Below are 20,022 nucleotides of genomic sequence, written 5' to 3'. Positions count from 1 at the left end.
TATTGTTTATTTATTACGCTGGATGATGTAGTCCGCTAGCGCTTCCAGTGCCGAGGTATCGAGTGACTGTTCTGCCAGTTGTTTCAGCGACTGGCGGGCATCATCGATCAGATCCCGGGCTTTCTTCCGGGCTTGCTCAAGACCCAGAAGTGCAGGGTAGGTACTTTTACCAAGCTGCTGGTCGGCACCCTGGCGTTTACCCAACGTTGCAGTATCTCCCACCACATCCAGGATGTCATCCTGAACCTGGAAGGCAAGGCCGATGCTCTCTGCGTACTTGTCGAGTACTGGCAGAGCACGACGTCCTTTATCTCCGGCGCTTAATGCACCAAGGCGAACGGCGGCGCGAATCAACGCGCCGGTTTTATGACGATGAATACGCTCAAGCGCGTCCAGAGGTACGTGTTTGCCTTCAGCGTCTAAATCCAACGCCTGACCGCCGCACATTCCGGCAATCCCGCTGGCGCTCGCCAGTTCAGAAATCATCGAGATTCTGTCGCGATCCGACACTTCCGGCATATCGGCATCGCTTAAAATCGAGAACGCCAGCGTTTGTAAAGCGTCGCCAGCGAGAATCGCGTTAGCTTCGCCAAACTTCACATGACAGGTCGGCAAGCCGCGACGCAGATCGTCATCGTCCATTGCCGGTAAATCATCATGAATTAATGAGTAAGCGTGGATACACTCAACGGCGGCAGCGGGGACGTCCAGCGTGTTTGTGCTAACGCCGAACATATGACCGGTGGCATAAACTAGGAAAGGTCGCAGGCGCTTACCACCTAATAATGCGCCATACTGCATGGTTTCGACCACGGGAGTGTTCTGAAAGGGCAGTGGGGCGATAAAACGGCTCAGCGCCTGGTTGGCCTGCTTAACGCAGGCTTCGAGTTGCTGCGGAAAGTCCATTACTCATTGTCCGGTGTAAAAGGGGTTAGAGAGGCGTCTTGATTGTCAGACAGCAAAATTTGTACGCGCTGTTCGGCTTGTTGTAATTTGGCCTGCCCCTGACGTGCCAGCTGCACGCCGCGTTCGAACTCGTTCAGCGCCTCTTCCAGCGGCAGGTCACCACTTTCCAGACGGGTTACAATCTGTTCCAGCTCGCTCAGCGCCTTTTCAAAGCTGGCGGGCGCCTCATTTTTCTTCGGCATAATGAATGTCTGACTCTCAATATTTTTCGCCCCGTCATGGTAACGGACTCAGGGCAAATAGCAAATAACGCGCAATGGTAAGGTGATGTGCGCAGCAAAGCGATGTTAGTGGTATACTTCCGCGCCTGGATGCAGCCGCAGGTGTGGGCTGCTGTATTTTTCCCTATACAAGTCGCTTAAGACTTGCCAACGAACCATTGCCGCCATGAAGTTTATCATTAAATTGTTCCCGGAAATCACCATCAAAAGCCAATCTGTGCGCTTGCGCTTTATAAAAATCCTTACCGGGAACATTCGTAACGTTTTAAAGCACTATGATGAGACGCTCGCTGTCGTCCGACACTGGGATAACATCGAAGTTCGCGCGAAAGATGAAAACCAGCGTCTGGCCATTCGCGACGCCCTGACCCGTATTCCGGGTATCCACCATATTCTCGAAGTCGAAGACGTGCCGTTTACCGACATGCACGATATTTTCGAGAAAGCGTTGGTGCAGTATCGCGATCAGCTGGAAGGGAAAACCTTCTGCGTACGCGTAAAGCGCCGTGGCAAACATGATTTTAGCTCGATTGATGTGGAACGTTACGTCGGTGGCGGTTTAAATCAGCATATTGACTCCGCGCGCGTGAAGCTAACCAATCCGGATGTGACTGTCCATCTGGAGGTTGAAGACGATCGTCTGCTGCTGATCAAAGGTCGCTACGAAGGTATTGGCGGTTTCCCGATTGGCACCCAGGAAGATGTGCTGTCGCTCATTTCCGGTGGTTTCGACTCCGGGGTTTCCAGTTATATGTTAATGCGTCGCGGCTGTCGCGTGCATTACTGCTTCTTTAACCTTGGCGGCGCGGCGCATGAAATTGGCGTTCGCCAGGTGGCGCATTATCTGTGGAACCGCTTTGGCAGCTCCCACCGTGTGCGTTTTGTCGCCATTAACTTTGAACCGGTCGTCGGGGAAATTCTCGAGAAAATCGACGACGGTCAGATGGGCGTTATCCTCAAACGGATGATGGTGCGTGCGGCGTCTAAAGTGGCTGAACGTTACGGCGTACAGGCGCTGGTCACCGGCGAAGCTCTGGGTCAGGTGTCCAGCCAGACGCTGACCAACCTGCGCCTGATTGATAACGTCTCCGATACGCTGATCCTGCGTCCGCTGATCTCTTACGACAAAGAGCACATCATCAACCTGGCTCGCCAGATTGGTACTGAAGACTTTGCCCGTACTATGCCGGAATATTGCGGTGTGATCTCCAAAAGCCCGACGGTGAAAGCGGTTAAATCGAAGATTGAAGCGGAAGAAGAGAAGTTCGACTTCAGCATTCTCGATAAAGTGGTTGAGGAAGCGAATAACGTTGATATCCGTGAAATCGCCCAGCAGACCGAGCAGGCAGTGGTTGAAGTGGAAACCGTCAATGGCTTCGGCCCGAACGACGTGATCCTTGATATTCGCGCTATTGATGAACAAGAAGATAAGCCGCTGAAAGTTGAAGGCATCGACGTGGTTTCTCTGCCGTTCTACAAACTGAGCACTAAATTTGGCGATCTCGACCAGAACAAAACCTGGCTGTTGTGGTGTGAGCGCGGGGTGATGAGCCGTCTGCAGGCGCTCTATCTGCGCGAACAGGGCTTTAACAATGTGAAGGTGTATCGCCCGTAATTTGTGGTTGTGACGTCGCATCTGGCCAGATGCGACGCTTACCGCATCTAACACTACTCGTAATAATTATAAATCCCTGCCGCCATCACCAGTTGTGATGCCACTTCATGGGCTTTCTCGCGCCCAACCAACAGGTCGATAATTTTCAGACCAAAATCAATAGCCGTGCCTGGCCCCTGGCTGGTCAGCAATTTTACCCGTGCATCCCAGACAACGCGCTTGTCCTGCCATTGTTCAGCGGGAATTTTGTCTTTCAGCGTCGGGAAGCCGGTCATATTGCCAATCGGGAAGATATCGTGTGGGACCAGCACGGTGGCTGGCACGGCGCAAATAGCCGCGACAATACGTCCGGAACGGTGGAACTGTTTAACGGTTTCAACCAGCAGGGTGCTATCGCGGAAACATTCTGCGCCTTTAATACCACCAGGCAGAACGATCACGTCATATTCGCCATCAGCCACTTCGACCAGCGGCGCATCCGTCAGCAGCTTCACGCCGCGTGAGCAGGTAATCGCCAGGTTGCCATCGCTGGCGACGCTGGCAGTGGTGACTTTGATACCACCGCGAACCAGCAGGTCGATAGTGGTGACGGCTTCAGTCTCTTCACTACCAGGGGCGAGGCAAACTAGTGCCGATGCGCTCATATTCACTCTCCTTTCTTTTTACCATTTCAAACAGGCGGGTGTTTTCCGGTACAGCAATCCCATGCGCACGGGCGCGGCGTAAGAGAAAACCATTGATATAGTCGATTTCAGTGTGGCGCAGTGCGTGGATATCCTGCAACATCGACGAGATATTTTCCGCTGTGGCATCAATCACCTGCATCACGTAATCACGTAAATCTTCTGCTGAAGTATGATGTCCTTCGCGTTCGATCACTGCGGCGACTTCTTCGCATACCTGCATAATTTCTTGCGGATGATGACGTAATTCACCATTCGGACAATTCCAGATGGCGGTCAGTGGATTAATCACACAGTTGACTGCCAGCTTGCGCCACAGCTCGGCGCGAATATTGTTATGCCACGCAACATCGGGTAACACGGTTTGCAAAATATCTGCCAGATAGCTGTAATCACCGTCCTGTTGCCGTGCCGGGCCAATGTGTGTAATACCGTTTGCCACATGAATAATGACATTTCCGTCGCGGCGCGCCGCATGGGTGGTCGTGCCCATCAGTAATGGTTGCGCAATGTTTTGCAACTCTTCAATAGTGCCCATGCCGTTGTGAATTAACAGTATTGGCGTGGTTACAGGCAGTGTGGATGCAAGGCTTTTGACGGCATCGGAAACCTGCCATGCTTTCAGCGTCACCAGTAGTAGATCGCTGGTGGCCAGAAAATCGGGATCGTTGGCGGTCAGCGATTCGTTAAATATCAAACCATCTGTCTCAACCAGATTCACACTACAATAAGGTTGCGGTACGCGTAGCCAGCCCTGAACGTCGTGACCCTGTTTGCAAAGTGCTGTAAGCCATAATTGCCCTAAGGCACCGCATCCCAATACGGTAATTTTCATTGTTCCTCCTCACCCGCAACCACTCCGGGTGTTCAATAAGGCTATCCCTTAATTGTGCATGCTGTTGCGACTATGCACAATTAAGGGATGCATCCGGGTGCAGGACTGTCGGTTATTTAACTTTGCAGGTATTATGCTTCGCATCAAAAATGAAGGGAGAGGAAAAGATGCCATCTTTCGATATTGTCTCTGAAGTTGATCTTCAGGAAGCACGTAACGCGGTCGATAACGCAAGCCGCGAAGTGGAGTCCCGTTTTGACTTCCGTAACGTTGAAGCCTCATTTGAGCTGAATGACGCCAGCAAAACCATCAAAGTGTTGAGCGAATCTGACTTCCAGGTCAATCAGTTGCTGGATATTCTGCGTGCCAAGCTGCTGAAGCGCGGCATTGAAGGCAGTTCGCTGGATGTACCGGAAAATATCGTTCATAGCGGTAAAACCTGGTTTGTGGAAGCGAAACTGAAACAGGGCATTGAGAGCGCGACCCAGAAGAAAATCGTCAAGATGATCAAAGACAGCAAACTGAAGGTGCAGGCGCAAATTCAGGGCGATGAGATCCGCGTAACGGGCAAATCTCGTGATGATTTGCAGGCAGTGATGGCGATGGTACGTGGTGGCGATCTCGGTCAGCCGTTCCAGTTTAAAAACTTCCGCGATTAATCGCGACAATGTGCGTTTTGTTCATGTCAGATGCGGCATGAACGTCTAATTCGGCCTACAAAGGTTTGTAACTCAGGAACTTTGTAGGCCTGATAAGCGTAGCGTATCAGGCAATTAGGCTCGTTTTTTATGCCTGACGAATGGCCTGTTCAACCTCAAAGCGATTCGTCACTTTGCTGTCGATTTTCACATAAGCTGAATGTTCTTGTTCTGCAATCAACACTTCTTTGACACCGGCGGTCTCCAGCAAACGCACTTTTAACGCATCGTTTGCGGCAAGGTTTGCCGGGATTTCAATGCGCAAACTGCTGACATACGGCGGTTCTTTCATGGTACTGGCGACTGCCAGCCACACTGCGGCCAGCATTGCGCCAGCGAGAAATACCCCCTGACCGTCAAACATGCCGTCAATCCAGCCGCCCAGCGAACCGCCAATCGCCACGCCAAGAAACTGGCTGGTGGAGTAAACGCCCATCGCCGTACCTTTGTAACCCGCTGGCGACTCTTTACTGATAAGTGAGGGCAGGAGAGCTTCCATTAAATTAAACGCCACAAAGAAAAGCTGTACGCCGGCCACAAGTTGCCAGAATTGCGTTTGTGCGTTCCACAGTACAATTTCCGCAACCACGATCAGTCCGACGCTGAAGACAAAGACTTGCTTCATCTTACGCTTAACTTCGGCATAGATAATGAAAGGCACGACCGAGCCAAAGGCGATTAGCATCGTCGCCAGGTAGACCTTCCAGTGTTCAGCCGCCGGAAAACCTGCGCCAGCAAGTTGCCCTGGCAGGGCAACAAACGTCGACATCAGAAGCATGTGCAGACACATAATGCCGAAGTTGAGTTTCAGCAGCCGCGGTTCTGCCAGCACTTTACTAAAACTGCCTTTCACCATCCCGGATTCACGATTGAGTACGTGCGTGCTGCTGTTGGGAACAACCCAAATGGTCAACGCAATGCCGGTCGTTGCCAGAATAGCAATCATCCAGAACAGTGCGTGTAGCCCAAGTTTGTGAGTAATGATCGGGCCAAGCACCATCGCAATGGCGAAGGTAATGCCAAAACTTACACCGATAAATGCCATCGCTTTGGTGCGGTTTTGTTCGCGCGTGAGATCGGAAAGCAGCGCCATAACGGCAGCGGCAATCGCTCCTGAGCCTTGTAACGCCCGGCCCAAAATAATTCCCCAGATAGAGTCGGAAAGCGCAGCGATAACGCTACCGGCGGCAAACACCGCCAGCCCGCCGACGATTAATGGTTTGCGACCAATACGGTCGGAAAGCAGGCCAAACGGAATCTGAAAAACGGCCTGAGTCAGACCATAAATACCAATGGCAATGCCTATTAATGCTTCGCTGGCACCTTGCAGGGTCATACCATATGTGGTCAGAACCGGCAGAACCATAAACATGCCCAGCATGCGCAATGAAAATACGGTTCCTAAACCCCAGGTCGCGCGCCGCTCCGCTGGCGTCATTTTATAATCGTTCATTACCACCTCTTAAAAAATTGCCCACATAGTGTAGTGCGGAGCGCATGTTGGGTAAACAGAGTGTTAATGAGAAAATATTACAGAGGAGAGTAATTTGTGGGGCCGGTATGATTTTTTCGCATTCATTAAATGAATGCTTTATATGTTGAAAATAACGAACTCTTAAGAAAAATGATTTTGCCTCAAAAGTAATAATATTATTTCTTGATTGGTGTATGCATTTTTTATCCGGCGAATATGCTGTTTTTATCTCAATAAATAAACGTGTTGATGGCATGGATGATAATGTTTCAGGCTAAATATGTACTTATTACCTGGACCTTTATGGTATAATATTTATTCACTAAACAGATGTTTGGTGGTTAAACACTATGGAAATATATAACAGGGCAGGTATAAAGGTATCTATGTTAACTAAAAGGACAATATTGTCCTTAATGCTGATGGTGTCACAAGGCTCATTGGCAAGCGAGAAAGCGCATGAATTGTATGACAGCATATACGGTGAAAAAACTGCGCCCGATGTTATAAGTACACTGCATAAAATGGCTGAGTTGGGGGATGTCGACGCGCAGAGCCTGTTAGGCTGGGAATATTATCAGCCTCGCTATGATACCAAACCCGACGTTCAGGAAGCGATTAAATGGTTCGAGTTAGCCGCAAAGCAAGGTGATGGAGAAGCTCAGTTAGCGCTGGGGAAAATCTACTACGACGGTGAGCTGGTGCGGGTGGATTATGCCAAAGCGTATGCGTTATTTAATCAGGCCGCGCAACAAGGTGTAAGTTTTGCATGGTCTTGGCTGGGCATGATGTACGCTAATGGTCAGTATGTTGAGGTGGATTGCATTAAAGCGAAGGAATATCTTGCAAAGGGGGTGCATATTTATGCGTATGATGCTCCGAAAGACTTTCTTGCCGCCTGTCGAAAAGACATGATTGACAGAAAAACGGTAGATAATACGTTACCCGTGCTTACTGTTACCGGGTCCGGTATGCGGGATAATTTTATGGGTGAGAGTTTTTCCTGCATGGAAAGCCTCTTTGCCAAAACCAATAAATTAGGCGAAGTGGCCAATCTTCGCGTGACGTTCAGCATCCGTAGCCCTTCCGGCAAGGAGACTAACCAAACGGTTGGCTTCGCGCCTTTCGGCTTAAACCGGCTGAATATTAATTTTACTGATTACGTGTTTGGTTCATTTACCAGTAATTCATCTCTTATTCTTTATAAAGCGGACTTTGCGCGAAAATCTTGTGCAAATATTAAGACGACAATCGTTGCCGCAACGGCGACCATTAACGGTAAGGATGTGGAGCTGCTTAAAGCGGGGGCAATTCACCAGAAACTTTAAGTTCTCAGGATGCTGGTGAATGTGCTCATGCAAAAAAAGGACAATGCGCGCCCCTGGCCGCTAAGTTATTGGATTGAATCCACGGTATAAATGGTACGGATGATTCTTCACTAAGTTGATGATCGCTTCTGTTTCATTGCCCACTCGTCTGTTTTTGGGATAAACAAGTGCGTAACGCGCAAGCGGAAGATGTTCTCTTATCGGCAGCTCAATAAAGTTTTCATTATTAAAAGGCGTCGACATGGCTTTTGCCAGCACGCTGAGAAATTCAGCATGAGCCACCAGATTATATACTCTAAATAATTCGAGTTGCAGGAAGGCGGCAAGCGAGTGAATCCCCAGGAGCTTACATAAGTAAGTGACTGGGGTGAGCGAACGCAGTCGCAGCACATGCAACTTGAAGTATGACGAGTATAGATAGTAATGACGGAGTCAGTGCGTACGACGCGATCGGTATTGACGACGTTATGCTCAAATAATTCAAATAACGCCTGGTAATAGCCCATATCCGTTTGTGGTAGTACCCACCGTGCGGGCCGTGAAGAGCATGAAACCCGGCGTTACTGTATTCAGCAACTGGAACAATGGGGTTATAAAATCACCGATTGCTTTGAGACGGGTTTTTACGCCGATTTACAGGTAAATGATCATTTTCAGACTATCGCTTTTCGTGCCGATATGGACGCTTTGCCTGCAGAAGAAAAAAGTGGCGAGGTCGTGACGTCTGCTAATCCTGGTGCTGCGCATCTCTGCGGGCATGATATTCATATGGCAGTATCATTGACTGCTGCACGCATGATGAGCGATTGCAAAGATCGCCTGAAATATAATATTCGTTTCCTTTTTCAACCCTCCGAAGAAATGTTTCGCGGTGGGGCGAAAGGGATGGTGGAGGCCGGCTGCCTGAACGGTGTTGAACGGGTGTATGGTTTACATAATGATCCGCAGATCGATTATGGCAAAATCTCCGTTCATCCTGGCATTATGTCCTCGAATGGCGATCAGTTTAAGGTGACTATCGAAGGGAAGAGCGCACACGCTTCTGCCCCTCATCTCGGACTGGATGCCCTTTCAGAGGCTGTACGCTTACTCAGTTCGTTCAGAAGTATTATTACGGACAATATCGATCCGAATAAACCTGCGCTTATCTCAACGTGTATGTTGAAGGCCGGCGAAGCGCCAAATATTCTGGCGCGTAATGCTGAGTTTCAGGGATCAATCCGCTCTTTTGATAAAGATGTGCATACCACGCTGATGGAAAAGTTCAAAAATGAACTTGAGGAGTCGCGCCACCGTGGATTTAAAGTTGAACTTGATATCAGGGGGTATCCGGCAATTAATAACCACCGCCAGGCGACGCAGGATTTAATTGATGCCAGTCGCCAGCTGCTGGGTGACGAGGGAGTATTGACGGATTTACCGCCGATGGTAGGCTCCGAAGACTTTTCGTATTTCCTTGAAGAACGGCCCGGCGCATTTTTCTTTTTAGGCAGTGGCGACCATGCGAAAGGGATCTGTAACCCGCTACATTCGAATCCGTTTATTGCCAATGAGAAATCAATTTTGCTGGGCGCTTTGATTTATGGCTCACTGGTTGGCCTTGCGCCCGATCGTAGCGCCTTGTAATTAGCGTAATAAAAAACGCCCCGAATGTGACATTCGGAGCGTTTATCTTTATGAGATTTCGCGCGTTTACCACACAGAAGCCAACAGCGTATGCGAATCCGGCACCATAAAATCAACGGACATCATTACCGAGAGGGCAGTGATGGCGATGATAGAGAAGCCGAACAGCTTGCGCGCCCAGATTCGATCATCAGCAACGTTATAACCGCGCAGGGCCATGCCTAACCACCAGACGCTAACCGCTGCGGCAACCACCAGATATTTATACCCGGCGTAACCGCCAAGAGAGAGCATCAGCGTGGCCACGGCAAAGGCGATGATATACAGCGTGATGTGATTCTTTGCCACCGAAATGCCTTTTACTACTGGCAATACCGGAATGTTTGCCGCCTGATAATCCTTAAAGCGGAAAATGGCGATGGCATAAGAGTGAGGCATCTGCCACAGGCTGAAGATAGCCAGCAGGATCGCTGCGCCGCTATCGAACTCGCCGGTTACCGCACAGTAGCCGATCACCGGCGGCGCAGCGCCGGAGAGCGAACCAATCAACGTGCCGTAGACAGAGTGGCGTTTCATGTACAGGCTATAAACGCCAACATACACCACAAAGCCCATCACCCCCAGCCAGCAGGCCAGCGGATTCGCGCCAAACCACAGCAGCATAAAGCCAGCAAAGCCTAGCAAGGTAGCGTACACCAGCGAGACAGCAGGAGAGATCAGGCCTTTAACCAGCACCCGATTCTTCGTCCTTTCCATCTTTCTGTCGATATCCCTGTCGATGTAGTTGTTAAACACACAACCTGACGCCACAACCAGTGATACCCCAACCAGCGTGTAGATAAACAAGGGATAATCAATGCTGCCCTTTGAGGCCAGCAGAAATCCCCCTATCACCGAGATCAGGTTGCCAAAGATGATGCCTGGTTTCGTTACTTGCAGGTATTGCTTAAACATCATAACCGCCGCTCTTAGTGCATCATCATGTTGTAGTTGAGGTTCCACATAATCCAGATGGAGCCTACAACCAGGATAGCGATGATTAACACGGTGAAGACAAACGCCGTCATGTTCCAGCCTTCATCTGATTTGGTATTCATGTGCAGGAAGCACACCAGATGCACCAGAACCTGTACCACTGCCATTGCCAGGATTGTTCCCAGAGTTACGGTCGGAGAGGCAGCTCCTGTCATCACCATCCAGAACGGAATCACCGTCAGGATTATCGACAGGATAAAGCCTGTCATGTAGGTTTTTACGCTGCCATGGGACGCGCCGCCGTTCACGTTAGAATGACTCATTACATCGCCCCCATCAGATAAACAACAGTGAACACACTGATCCACACCACATCCAGGAAGTGCCAGAACAAACTCAGGCACATGATGCGGGTACGGTTAGTGCTGGTCAGGCCGCGACGGGCGATTTGCACCATCAGCACTGCCATCCAGATCAGACCGGAAGTGACGTGCAGACCATGTGTACCGACCAGCGCAAAGAACGCTGACAGGAAGCCGCTGCGATCCGGGCCCATGCCGTTAACAATCAGGTGATGGAATTCATAGATTTCCATCCCGATAAATCCAGCACCAAACAACCAGGTCAACGCCAGCCAGGAGATAACCTGGCTTTTGTTGTTTTTGTACATGGCGATAGCTGCCATGCCGTAGGTGATGGAGCTGAACAACAGCAAGAACGTTTCAACCAGAACGAACGGCAGTTCGAAAATGTCCTTACCTGTCGGGCCACCTGCGGTGCCGTTCACCAGAACGGCATAGGTAGCAAACAAGATAGAGAACAGAATGCAATCGCTCATCAGGTAAATCCAAAATCCGAAGATTTTGTTTCCACCTGCATCGTGGTGCCCGTGTTCGTGCGCGTGGGCAGTCGCGTGCGTCAAAGTATCAGTTGCCATTTTTCAGCCCTGCCTTAGTAATCTCATCGAAATGCTGGTTTTCCAGTTTTTCGATTTCTGCCACCGGCACGTAGTAATCCACGTCCTCGTCGAAGCTTTTCACGATCCAGGTGATGATCATGCCTGCGAAGCCTACAATCGCCAGCCACCAGATATGCCAGATCATGGCGAAACCGAAGATGGTGGAGAAAGCCGCAATGACGATACCGGCGCCGCTGTTTTTCGGCATATGAATTTCTTCATAGTGGTCAGGCTTTTTGTACGCTTCACCTTTCTCTTTCATTTCCCAGAATGCATCACGTTCGTGAACGTGTGGCACAACGGCAAAGTTATAGAACGGAGGCGGGGAAGAGGTTGCCCACTCCAGCGTACGGCCACCCCACGGGTCGCCAGTCAGGTCACGGTTCTGGTCGCGGTCGCGAATAGAAACGTACATCTGGATAACGAGGCAGAGAATACCCAGTGCAATCAGTACTGCACCGCCGGCTGCAATCATCAGCATGGTGTGGAACTGCGGGTCAATCTGCTGGCTCAAACGACGAGTCATGCCCATGAAGCCCAGCGCATACAGCGGCATAAAGGCAACGAAGAAGCCGATGATCCAGAACCAGAACGCGCGTTTACCCCAGGTTTCGTTCAGTTTGAAACCGAACGCTTTAGGCCACCAGTAGGTCATCCCTGCGAAGCAGCCGAAGACCACGCCGCCGATGATAACGTTATGGAAGTGCGCAATCAGGAACAGGCTGTTATGCAGAACGAAGTCCGCGCCCGGTACTGCCAGCAGCACACCCGTCATCCCGCCCACCGAGAAGGTGACGATAAAACCGATGGTCCACAGCATCGCGGAATGGAACACGATGCGGCCCTGATACATGGTGAACAGCCAGTTGAAGATCTTCACCCCGGTCGGGATGGCGATAATCATCGTGGTGATACCAAAGAAGGCGTTTACGTTCGCGCCCGCACCCATCGTAAAGAAGTGGTGCAGCCAGACGATAAACGACAGCACGGTGATACAGACGGTTGCCCATACCAGCGAGGTATAACCAAACAGACGTTTACGTGAGAAGGTTGCCGCAATTTCGGAGAACACACCGAAAACAGGCAGGATCAGAATGTAAACTTCCGGGTGGCCCCAGGCCCAAATCAGGTTGATGTACATCATCATGTTGCCACCCATATCGTTGGTAAAGAAATGGGTGCCCAGATAGCGATCCAGGGTTAACAACGCGACGGTAACTGTCAGAATTGGGAAGGAAGCAATAATCAGTACGTTCGCGCACAGTGATGCCCAGGTAAATACTGGCATCTTGAACATGGTCATGCCCGGTGCGCGCATCTTCAGAATGGTAACGAAGAAGTTGATACCGGTTAGCGTCGTACCAATACCGGATAGCTGGAGACTCCATATCCAGTAATCGACACCGACTCCCGGACTGTACTCTATTCCCGATAGTGGTGGATAGGCCAGCCAGCCGGTCTGCGCAAATTCGCCCACGCCGAGAGAAACGTTAACCAGAATCACGCCAACAACGGTAAACCAGAAGCTTAAGTTGTTGAGGAACGGGAACGCAACGTCACGTGCGCCGATCTGTAGCGGAACGACCAGGTTCATCAGACCGATAACAAAAGGCATCGCCACGAAGAAGATCATAATCACGCCGTGCGCGGTGAAGATCTGATCGTAGTGGTGAGGTGGCAGGAAGCCGGCTTCGCCCGCCGAGGCAAGGGCCTGCTGGCTACGCATCATAATGGCGTCAGCAAAACCACGCAGCAACATCACAATCGCCACGATGATATACATAATACCGAGGCGTTTATGGTCGACGGAGGTCAGCCACTCTTTCCACAGGTAGGTCCACTTACCAAAGTAAGTGATCAGGCCAACGAGCGCCAGACCTCCCAAAATAATGCCAGCGATCGTAACCATGACGATAGGTTCATGGAACGGGACTGCATCAAGTGATAATTTTCCGAACATCTTTATTCTTCCTCAACCCCTTTAATGGGCAGATTCCGCGTGGCTCATGCCCATGCCTTCCATACCTTCGTGCGCACTGTGCTCACCTTCTGGCTGGGTCATGTCCATGCTCTTACCGTGAGCCATAAACTTGTTAATCACATCGGTAAACAAATCTGGTTTCACGTTGGAGAAATATTCCACCTGGTTGTATTCGCTAGGTGCGGCCAGTTTTTCGAAGGCAGCCATGTCAGACATGGTGTTCGGCGACTGTTTCGCTTTTGCGACCCACTGGTCGAATGTGGCGCGATCCGGTGTTGCAATAGCTTTGAATTTCATGCCTGAGAAGCCCGGGCCGCTGTAGCTGGCAGAGATACCGTCATAAGTACCGGGTTCGTTGGCGATCAGATGTAGGCGAGTCTGCATACCGGCCATGGCATAAATCTGGCTACCCAGGCGCGGAATGAAGAAGGAGTTCATCACGGAGTTGGAGGTCACTTTGAAGTACACCGGAGTGTTCGCCGGGAAAGCGATTTCATTCACGGTAGCAATGCCCTGTTCCGGGTAGATGAAGAACCATTTCCAGTCCATGGAAACCACTTCGATGGTAATGGGCTTCTCGTCGTGTGCCAGCGGCTTGCTAGGCTCAAGAGCGTGAGTGGTTTTCCAGGTCAGTACCGCAAGAAAGATGATGATTAAGATAGGCACCGTCCAGACCACAGCTTCCACTTTATTGGAGTGTGACCAGTTCGGGCTGTACTTAGCATCTTTATTGCTCGCACGATACTTCCAGGCGAAACCAACAGCCATCAAGATTGCGGGAATAACGACAATCAACATCAAGCCAAATGCCGTCAGTATCAGTGAACGTTGCTCCAGACCAATCTGTCCTTTGGGATCTAACAGCGCAGAATTACAGCCACTGAGCAATGCAGTGCCTGCGAATAATGACAACCATCCCAAACTTTTATTGTATTTCCTGAGTCTCATTTAACGACCTCAATTCCACGGGATCTGGTGGCGTTTAAAGTGTGTGGGCATCTTACGGGAAGGTTACATTACTGTAAACACAATTAAATTTTTGTTACTTTGGTTTGGCTGCTTTGTCGCATATGTTGCAAAATGTATCAAATTGATTTTAAGAAGCTGTTGCAAAAGGGCGTTATAACGAAAGGGGAAAGTAGAAGGCGTCTGAGCGGGCAATAGGTATAACCAATGCGCAATAAAACAATTATCTAACAATTGGTTATCATTAAGGTGATAATTAAGACGTGAGAAAATAAAAATTTATTAGCTGAATCGTGTAAAAAAATAGAATTCATAAATTACGCAAATAATTTCCAAAAACTAAGCCGCACAAAAGGACAAATATTAATAAACGATAGTGATGTTTATTTAGCCATAATAATGACGGCGAGTGATTACTACGGCTAAATAATATTTACAGATTACGTCAGGTGCGTTTTCGTAGTGCCAGATAATCCAGTAAACCACCAAGCACGACGCCAGAGAGAGCGACTAAAACCCCGGCTTCCAGCAGAGCCGGCAGGAAAGAGAAGTGCGTCAAGTCCAGCGTGTCCAGCATCAACAGCAGTAACCACACGGCCAACAGGCTGACGCCCGCCGCCAGTGTCCACATGGCAAAAGCATAACCTGCCGGATACTCGGTACGGGGGATAAAGTTGTCATTTAACCTTGTATATTCAAGCGTCTGGCGACAAACCAGCAGCAAAATAAGCCCTGGTACGGCGGCAGCGACAGAGAACAGATAGAATGTTGACCAGCCGTGTGATTCAACAAACCAACCCGCCACGGGGCCGACATAAACTCGCCCTACAGCAGAAAGCGCTGAGAGCAGGGCAAACTGAGTCGCGGAAAATGACTTGTTACACAGCGTCATTAACAGCGCTACAAAGGCTGAGGTCCCCATCCCGCCACAGAGATTTTCGAAAAAGACGGCTGCGCCCATGCTGAAGAGATGCTTATCAGTAATCGACAGTAGCCAGTAACCGGCGTTAGACGCACCTTGCAAAATGCCGAAAATTAGCAGTGCACGGAACAGCGACAGGCGCTGCATCAGAATCCCGCCGTACAACGCGCCAACAATAGTCGCCAGTAAGCCAAGCGTTTTGTTAACCACACCTACTTCACCCGCGTCAAATCCGATGCCACGAATCAAAAACGTGGTGGTCAGGCTCATGGCGAATGCGTCACCCAGCTTATACAGCACGATAAGAAGCAAAATAATCCAGGCATTATTGCGACCAAAGAAATCTCGCAGGGGGGCAACAACCGCTTGTTCCAGCGTTTTTGGCACAGGAATGGTGTCGGTTGGTTCTGGTGCAAGCAACGTCGCGATAATACAGGGGATCAACAGCGCCGCCATCAACCAGTACATGCCCTGCCAGCCCAGCCATTTATCTGCCAGCCACAGGGCTAAGCCGCCGGAAACCAGCATCCCCAGACGATACCCCAGCACGCTGATTGCCGCACCCGCACCACGTTCTTCTGCCGGGAGCACATCGGTTTTCCACGCATCGAAGACAATATCCTGGGAGGCAGAGCAAAAAGCGATCACCACTGCCAGTGCCGCCATCCAGCGGAGTTGGGTGCCTGGTTCGAGAAACCCCATCGCCGCAATGGCGACTAATAACAGGATTTGCGTGGCGAGCAACCAACCGCGTCGCCGCCCAAAAAACGGGGGCGTGTAGCGGTCCATCAGCGGTGACCAGAGGAATTTAAAGACGTAAGCCTGGCCTACCAGAGAGAAGAAACCAATGGTTTTGAGATCGATATTCTCAACCGTCATCCACGCCTGTAAGGTGCCGGATGTCAGGGCGAGCGGCAGCCCGGAAGCAAAACCCAGGATCAGCAATATGGCTGAACGTGGCTGTTGGAAAATACGTAAATATTGACTAGACATGGGCGTCTACAGGCCCGGCTTGCACCGGGCCAGAGGACAGAAATTAACGCGCGTTCTGCTTGATGAATTCGTGGATGCTGGTGTCCTGAGACATATCAGCGATGGTATCGGTCAGCACGCTGTTAACCGCATCGGCGATATTTTTGTTGGACGCCTGGAATGCACCTTCAACGTTGTAGCTGGCACGATAGTTCTTGGTCATTTTGTTGCCATTCTGCGCGGTAGCGATGATAGCGATATCTGCTTTGGTCGCGATGTTGTAGCGCACATTGCCCTGAGACACGTCAGCATACAGTTGGCTAACGATGATTTGCAGATTTACCGGGCCATTCGGACCAACCATGTAACCGCGCGCGGTCATCTGTTTTTCGAGCACTTCTTGCAGCAGGAAACGCAGATCGCGGGAGGCGGTCAGGGTAACGATTTGATTATTGCGGGTGACTTTTGCCAGCGCCTGATCGGTACGCTGATCGGCACCATTAATGCTTACGGTGACGCCCATCAGGCTTGGATCCTGCTGTGGTAGCGTTATTGTCGGGGAAACTTCAATAGTTGTTGGCGGTTTTGCACATCCTGCAAGCATAAACAGAGCAACTAACGGGAAGAGGATTTTTTTGAACATGTTCGGGCTCTCAGAAACTTTTAAGCGTGTTTGGTAAAAATTCCCGCCATCATAACATTGCCAACGGCGAGGGGAAGTGGGTAAGGCATGTAAATTCATCATGTTGACGAAATAATCACCCCTGGTAAAAGAAACGCTGATGCGAGACCTGTGTTTCAGTCTTTAAATCAGTAAACTTCATACGCTTGACGGAAAAACCAGGACGAAACCTAAATATTTGTTGTTAAGCGGCAATGGAAACGGTAAAAGCGGCTAGTATTTAAAGGGATGGATGACATCTCAGTGTTGTCGGAGGAGATATTTCATGATGATACGTGAGCGGATAGAAGAAAAATTAAGGGCGGCGTTCCAACCCGTATTCCTCGAAGTTGTGGATGAAAGCTATCGTCACAATGTCCCAGCCGGCTCTGAAAGCCATTTTAAAGTTGTGCTGGTCAGCGATCGTTTTACGGGTGAACGTTTTCTGAATCGTCATCGAATGATTTACAGTACTTTAGCGGAGGAACTCTCTACTACCGTTCATGCGCTGGCTCTGCATACTTACACTATTAAGGAGTGGGAAGGGTTACAGGACACCATCTTTGCCTCTCCTCCCTGTCGTGGAGCAGGAAGCATCGCGTAAAAACGCATTTGCAACTGTCGGCGCTTTTCCAGTATGTTGCTAAAGATTTTATGAAAAACGGCCTGCGGGCCGTTTTGTTTTGTCTGGATTTTGTGCTTTTTGCCCAGCATTCAGACGAAAATTGCCCGGGAATTGTGAAAAAATACGCGACAGCGCGCAATAACCGTTCTCGACTCATAAAAGTGATGCCGCTATAATGCCGCGTCCTATTTGAATGCTTTCGGGATGATTCTGGTAACAGGGAATGTGATTGATTATAAGAACATCCCGGTTCCGCGAAGCCAACAACCTGTGCTTGCGGGGTAAGAGTTGACCGAGCACTGTGATTTTTTGAGGTAACAAGATGCAAGTTTCAGTTGAAACCACTCAAGGCCTTGGCCGCCGTGTAACGATTACTATCGCTGCTGACAGCATCGAGACCGCTGTTAAAAGCGAGCTGGTCAACGTTGCGAAAAAAGTACGTATTGACGGCTTCCGCAAAGGCAAAGTGCCAATGAATATCGTTGCTCAGCGTTATGGCGCCTCTGTACGCCAGGACGTTCTGGGCGACCTGATGAGCCGTAACTTCATTGACGCCATCATTAAAGAAAAAATCAATCCGGCTGGCGCACCGACTTATGTTCCGGGCGAATACAAGCTGGGTGAAGACTTCACCTACTCTGTAGAGTTTGAAGTTTATCCGGAAGTTGAACTGCAGGGGCTGGAAGCGATCGAAGTTGAAAAACCGATCGTTGAAGTGACCGACGCTGACGTTGACGGCATGCTGGATACACTGCGTAAACAGCAGGCGACCTGGAAAGAAAAAGACGGCGCGGCTGAAGCAGAAGACCGTGTAACCCTCGACTTCACCGGTTCTGTAGACGGCGAAGAGTTCGAAGGCGGTAAAGCGTCTGATTTCGTACTGGCGATGGGCCAGGGGCGTATGATTCCGGGCTTTGAAGACGGTATCAAAGGCCACAAAGCGGGCGAAGAGTTCACCATCGACGTAACCTTCCCGGAAGAGTACCACGCAGAAAACCTGAAAGGTAAAGCAGCGAAATTCGCTATCAACCTGAAGAAAGTTGAAGAGCGTGAACTGCCGGAACTGACTGAAGAGTTCATCAAGCGTTTCGGCGTTGAAGATGGTTCCGTAGAAGGTCTGCGCGCTGAAGTGCGTAAAAACATGGAGCGCGAGCTGAAGAGCGCCATCCGTAACCGCGTTAAGTCTCAGGCGATCGAAGGTCTGGTAAAAGCTAACGACATCGACGTTCCAGCTGCGCTGATCGACAGCGAAATCGACGTTCTGCGTCGTCAGGCTGCACAGCGTTTCGGTGGCAACGAGAAACAAGCTCTGGAACTGCCGCGTGAACTGTTCGAAGAACAGGCTAAACGCCGCGTAGTTGTTGGCCTGCTGCTGGGCGAAGTTATCCGCACCAATGAGCTGAAAGCTGATGAAGAGCGCGTGAAAGGCCTGATCGAAGAGATGGCTTCTGCGTACGAAGATCCGAAAGAAGTTATCGAGTTCTACAGCAAAAACAAAGAACTGATGGACAACATGCGCAATGTTGCTCTGGAAGAACAGGCTGTTGAAGCTGTACTGGCGAAAGCGAAAGTGACTGAAAAAGAAACCACTTTCAACGAGCTGATGAACCAGCAGGCGTAATTTACGCAGCATAACGCGCTAAATTCGCACAAAGGCCCGTCACCGCCAGGTGGTGGGCTTTTTTTTGTCATGAATTTTGCATGGAACCGTGCGAAAAGCCTCTTTCGGTGTTAGCGTAACAACAAAAGATTGTTATGCTTGAAATAGGGTGATGCCGTACCCATAACACAGGGACTAGCTGATAATCCGTCCATAAGGTTACAATCGGTACAGCAGGTTTTTTCAATTTTATCCAGGAGACGGAAATGTCATACAGCGGCGAACGAGATAACTTTGCACCCCATATGGCGCTGGTGCCGATGGTCATTGAACAGACCTCACGTGGTGAGCGCTCTTTTGATATCTATTCTCGTCTACTTAAGGAACGCGTCATTTTTCTGACTGGCCAGGTTGAAGACCACATGGCTAACCTGATTGTGGCCCAGATGCTGTTCCTGGAAGCAGAAAACCCAGAAAAAGATATCTATCTGTACATTAACTCCCCAGGCGGGGTGATCACTGCCGGGATGTCTATCTATGACACTATGCAGTTTATCAAGCCTGATGTCAGCACCATCTGTATGGGCCAGGCGGCCTCGATGGGGGCCTTCTTGCTGACCGCAGGGGCAAAAGGTAAACGTTTCTGCCTGCCGAATTCGCGCGTGATGATTCACCAGCCGTTGGGCGGCTATCAGGGGCAGGCGACCGATATCGAAATTCATGCCCGTGAAATTCTGAAAGTTAAAGGGCGCATGAATGAACTTATGGCACTTCATACGGGTCAATCATTAGAACAGATTGAACGTGATACCGAACGCGATCGTTTCCTTTCTGCCCCTGAAGCGGTGGAATACGGTCTGGTCGATTCGATTCTGACCCATCGTAATTGATGCCAGAGGCGCAACTGTGCCGCTAT

20 protein-coding genes are annotated in these 20,022 nt (G+C 50.1%); 7 read left to right on the top strand and 13 right to left on the bottom strand.

What is annotated here, in order from left to right:
- Nucleotides 1-6: 6 nt before the first annotated feature.
- The gene (ispA, locus tag A7090_RS15685; RefSeq protein ID WP_105274715.1) at nucleotides 7-906 is read right to left on the bottom strand and encodes a (2E,6E)-farnesyl diphosphate synthase; all 900 of its coding nucleotides are present in this window, start codon (nucleotides 904-906) and stop codon (nucleotides 7-9) included.
- On the bottom strand, nucleotides 906-1,148 hold the full coding sequence (xseB, locus tag A7090_RS15680; RefSeq protein ID WP_105274714.1) for an exodeoxyribonuclease VII small subunit: 243 nt from the start codon (nucleotides 1,146-1,148) through the stop codon (nucleotides 906-908). The genes ispA and xseB overlap by 1 nt, the downstream gene beginning before the upstream one ends.
- 205 nt (nucleotides 1,149-1,353) lie before the next feature.
- Between xseB and thiI the strand changes: the two genes are divergently transcribed.
- Complete coding sequence (gene thiI, locus A7090_RS15670) at nucleotides 1,354-2,802, top strand: tRNA uracil 4-sulfurtransferase ThiI (RefSeq protein WP_105274712.1); 1,449 nt, start codon at nucleotides 1,354-1,356, stop codon at nucleotides 2,800-2,802.
- Nucleotides 2,803-2,855: 53 nt separating this feature from the next.
- On the opposite strand, the gene yajL is transcribed toward thiI, so the two are convergent.
- Nucleotides 2,856-3,446: a protein deglycase YajL gene (gene yajL, locus A7090_RS15665; protein WP_105274711.1), complete on the bottom strand. Its 591-nt coding sequence runs from the start codon at nucleotides 3,444-3,446 to the stop codon at nucleotides 2,856-2,858.
- Nucleotides 3,409-4,320: a 2-dehydropantoate 2-reductase gene (panE, locus tag A7090_RS15660; protein ID WP_105274710.1), complete on the bottom strand. Its 912-nt coding sequence runs from the start codon at nucleotides 4,318-4,320 to the stop codon at nucleotides 3,409-3,411. The genes yajL and panE overlap by 38 nt, the downstream gene beginning before the upstream one ends.
- 167 nt (nucleotides 4,321-4,487) lie before the next feature.
- Here panE and yajQ point away from each other — a divergent pair, with 167 nt between their 5' ends.
- On the top strand, nucleotides 4,488-4,979 hold the full coding sequence (yajQ, locus tag A7090_RS15655) for a nucleotide binding protein YajQ (protein ID WP_001138904.1): 492 nt from the start codon (nucleotides 4,488-4,490) through the stop codon (nucleotides 4,977-4,979).
- A 127-nt stretch (nucleotides 4,980-5,106) separates the two neighbouring features.
- Here the strand turns inward: yajQ and A7090_RS15650 are convergent, their stop codons facing one another.
- Nucleotides 5,107-6,471 carry an MFS transporter gene (locus A7090_RS15650; protein WP_105274709.1) on the bottom strand — a complete coding sequence of 455 codons (1,365 nt, stop codon included), beginning with the start codon at nucleotides 6,469-6,471 and terminating at the stop codon, nucleotides 5,107-5,109.
- Nucleotides 6,472-6,878: 407 nt separating this feature from the next.
- Between A7090_RS15650 and A7090_RS15645 the strand changes: the two genes are divergently transcribed.
- Nucleotides 6,879-7,820, top strand: a complete 942-nt coding sequence (locus A7090_RS15645) for a tetratricopeptide repeat protein (protein WP_105274708.1) — start codon at nucleotides 6,879-6,881, stop codon at nucleotides 7,818-7,820.
- 60 nt (nucleotides 7,821-7,880) lie between these two features.
- Here the strand turns inward: A7090_RS15645 and A7090_RS15640 are convergent, their stop codons facing one another.
- A complete protein-coding gene (locus A7090_RS15640; RefSeq protein ID WP_198599591.1) occupies nucleotides 7,881-8,210 on the bottom strand; it encodes a hypothetical protein in 330 nt (109 codons plus the stop codon).
- A gap of 114 nt (nucleotides 8,211-8,324) precedes the next feature.
- Between A7090_RS15640 and A7090_RS15630 the strand changes: the two genes are divergently transcribed.
- A complete protein-coding gene (locus A7090_RS15630) occupies nucleotides 8,325-9,446 on the top strand; it encodes a M20 metallopeptidase family protein (protein WP_342365296.1) in 1,122 nt (373 codons plus the stop codon).
- Between the two features lie 66 nt (nucleotides 9,447-9,512).
- Here A7090_RS15630 and cyoE read toward each other — a convergent pair whose 3' ends face one another.
- From cyoE to A7090_RS15595, 7 genes are all read right to left on the bottom strand, one after another.
- Nucleotides 9,513-10,403, bottom strand: coding sequence for a heme o synthase (gene cyoE / locus A7090_RS15625; RefSeq protein WP_105274706.1), 891 nt, complete (start codon nucleotides 10,401-10,403; stop codon nucleotides 9,513-9,515).
- An 11-nt stretch (nucleotides 10,404-10,414) separates the two neighbouring features.
- Nucleotides 10,415-10,744 (bottom strand): cytochrome o ubiquinol oxidase subunit IV, encoded by a 330-nt coding sequence (locus A7090_RS15620; RefSeq protein WP_105274705.1) that lies wholly within the window; start codon nucleotides 10,742-10,744, stop codon nucleotides 10,415-10,417.
- Complete coding sequence (locus A7090_RS15615) at nucleotides 10,744-11,358, bottom strand: cytochrome o ubiquinol oxidase subunit III (protein WP_105274704.1); 615 nt, start codon at nucleotides 11,356-11,358, stop codon at nucleotides 10,744-10,746. Before A7090_RS15615 ends, A7090_RS15620 begins: the two co-directional genes overlap by 1 nt.
- Nucleotides 11,348-13,339: a cytochrome o ubiquinol oxidase subunit I gene (gene cyoB, locus A7090_RS15610; protein ID WP_105274703.1), complete on the bottom strand. Its 1,992-nt coding sequence runs from the start codon at nucleotides 13,337-13,339 to the stop codon at nucleotides 11,348-11,350. Before cyoB ends, A7090_RS15615 begins: the two co-directional genes overlap by 11 nt.
- Before the next feature lie 21 nt (nucleotides 13,340-13,360).
- Nucleotides 13,361-14,308 carry a cytochrome o ubiquinol oxidase subunit II gene (cyoA, locus tag A7090_RS15605; protein ID WP_105274702.1) on the bottom strand — a complete coding sequence of 316 codons (948 nt, stop codon included), beginning with the start codon at nucleotides 14,306-14,308 and terminating at the stop codon, nucleotides 13,361-13,363.
- Nucleotides 14,309-14,771: 463 nt separating this feature from the next.
- The gene (gene ampG, locus A7090_RS15600) at nucleotides 14,772-16,241 is read right to left on the bottom strand and encodes a muropeptide MFS transporter AmpG (protein WP_105274701.1); all 1,470 of its coding nucleotides are present in this window, start codon (nucleotides 16,239-16,241) and stop codon (nucleotides 14,772-14,774) included.
- 43 nt (nucleotides 16,242-16,284) lie between these two features.
- Entirely contained in the window at nucleotides 16,285-16,863 is a 579-nt protein-coding gene (locus tag A7090_RS15595) for a lipoprotein (protein WP_096985658.1), read from the bottom strand.
- 304 nt (nucleotides 16,864-17,167) lie between these two features.
- Here A7090_RS15595 and bolA point away from each other — a divergent pair, with 304 nt between their 5' ends.
- The 3 genes from bolA (at nucleotide 17,168) to clpP (ending at nucleotide 19,996) form a co-directional block, all read left to right on the top strand.
- Nucleotides 17,168-17,485 carry a transcriptional regulator BolA gene (gene bolA, locus A7090_RS15590; protein WP_096941835.1) on the top strand — a complete coding sequence of 106 codons (318 nt, stop codon included), beginning with the start codon at nucleotides 17,168-17,170 and terminating at the stop codon, nucleotides 17,483-17,485.
- A gap of 343 nt (nucleotides 17,486-17,828) precedes the next feature.
- Nucleotides 17,829-19,127 carry a trigger factor gene (tig, locus tag A7090_RS15580; protein ID WP_105274699.1) on the top strand — a complete coding sequence of 433 codons (1,299 nt, stop codon included), beginning with the start codon at nucleotides 17,829-17,831 and terminating at the stop codon, nucleotides 19,125-19,127.
- 245 nt (nucleotides 19,128-19,372) lie between these two features.
- Nucleotides 19,373-19,996 carry an ATP-dependent Clp endopeptidase proteolytic subunit ClpP gene (gene clpP / locus A7090_RS15575; protein WP_000122253.1) on the top strand — a complete coding sequence of 208 codons (624 nt, stop codon included), beginning with the start codon at nucleotides 19,373-19,375 and terminating at the stop codon, nucleotides 19,994-19,996.
- Nucleotides 19,997-20,022: the final 26 nt, after the last annotated feature.

Source organism: Escherichia sp. MOD1-EC7003, assembly GCF_002965065.1.
Classification (GTDB): Bacteria; Pseudomonadota; Gammaproteobacteria; order Enterobacterales; family Enterobacteriaceae; genus Escherichia.
Note: the sequence above shows the minus strand (reverse complement) of the source record. Positions and strands in the feature narration are given on the sequence as shown.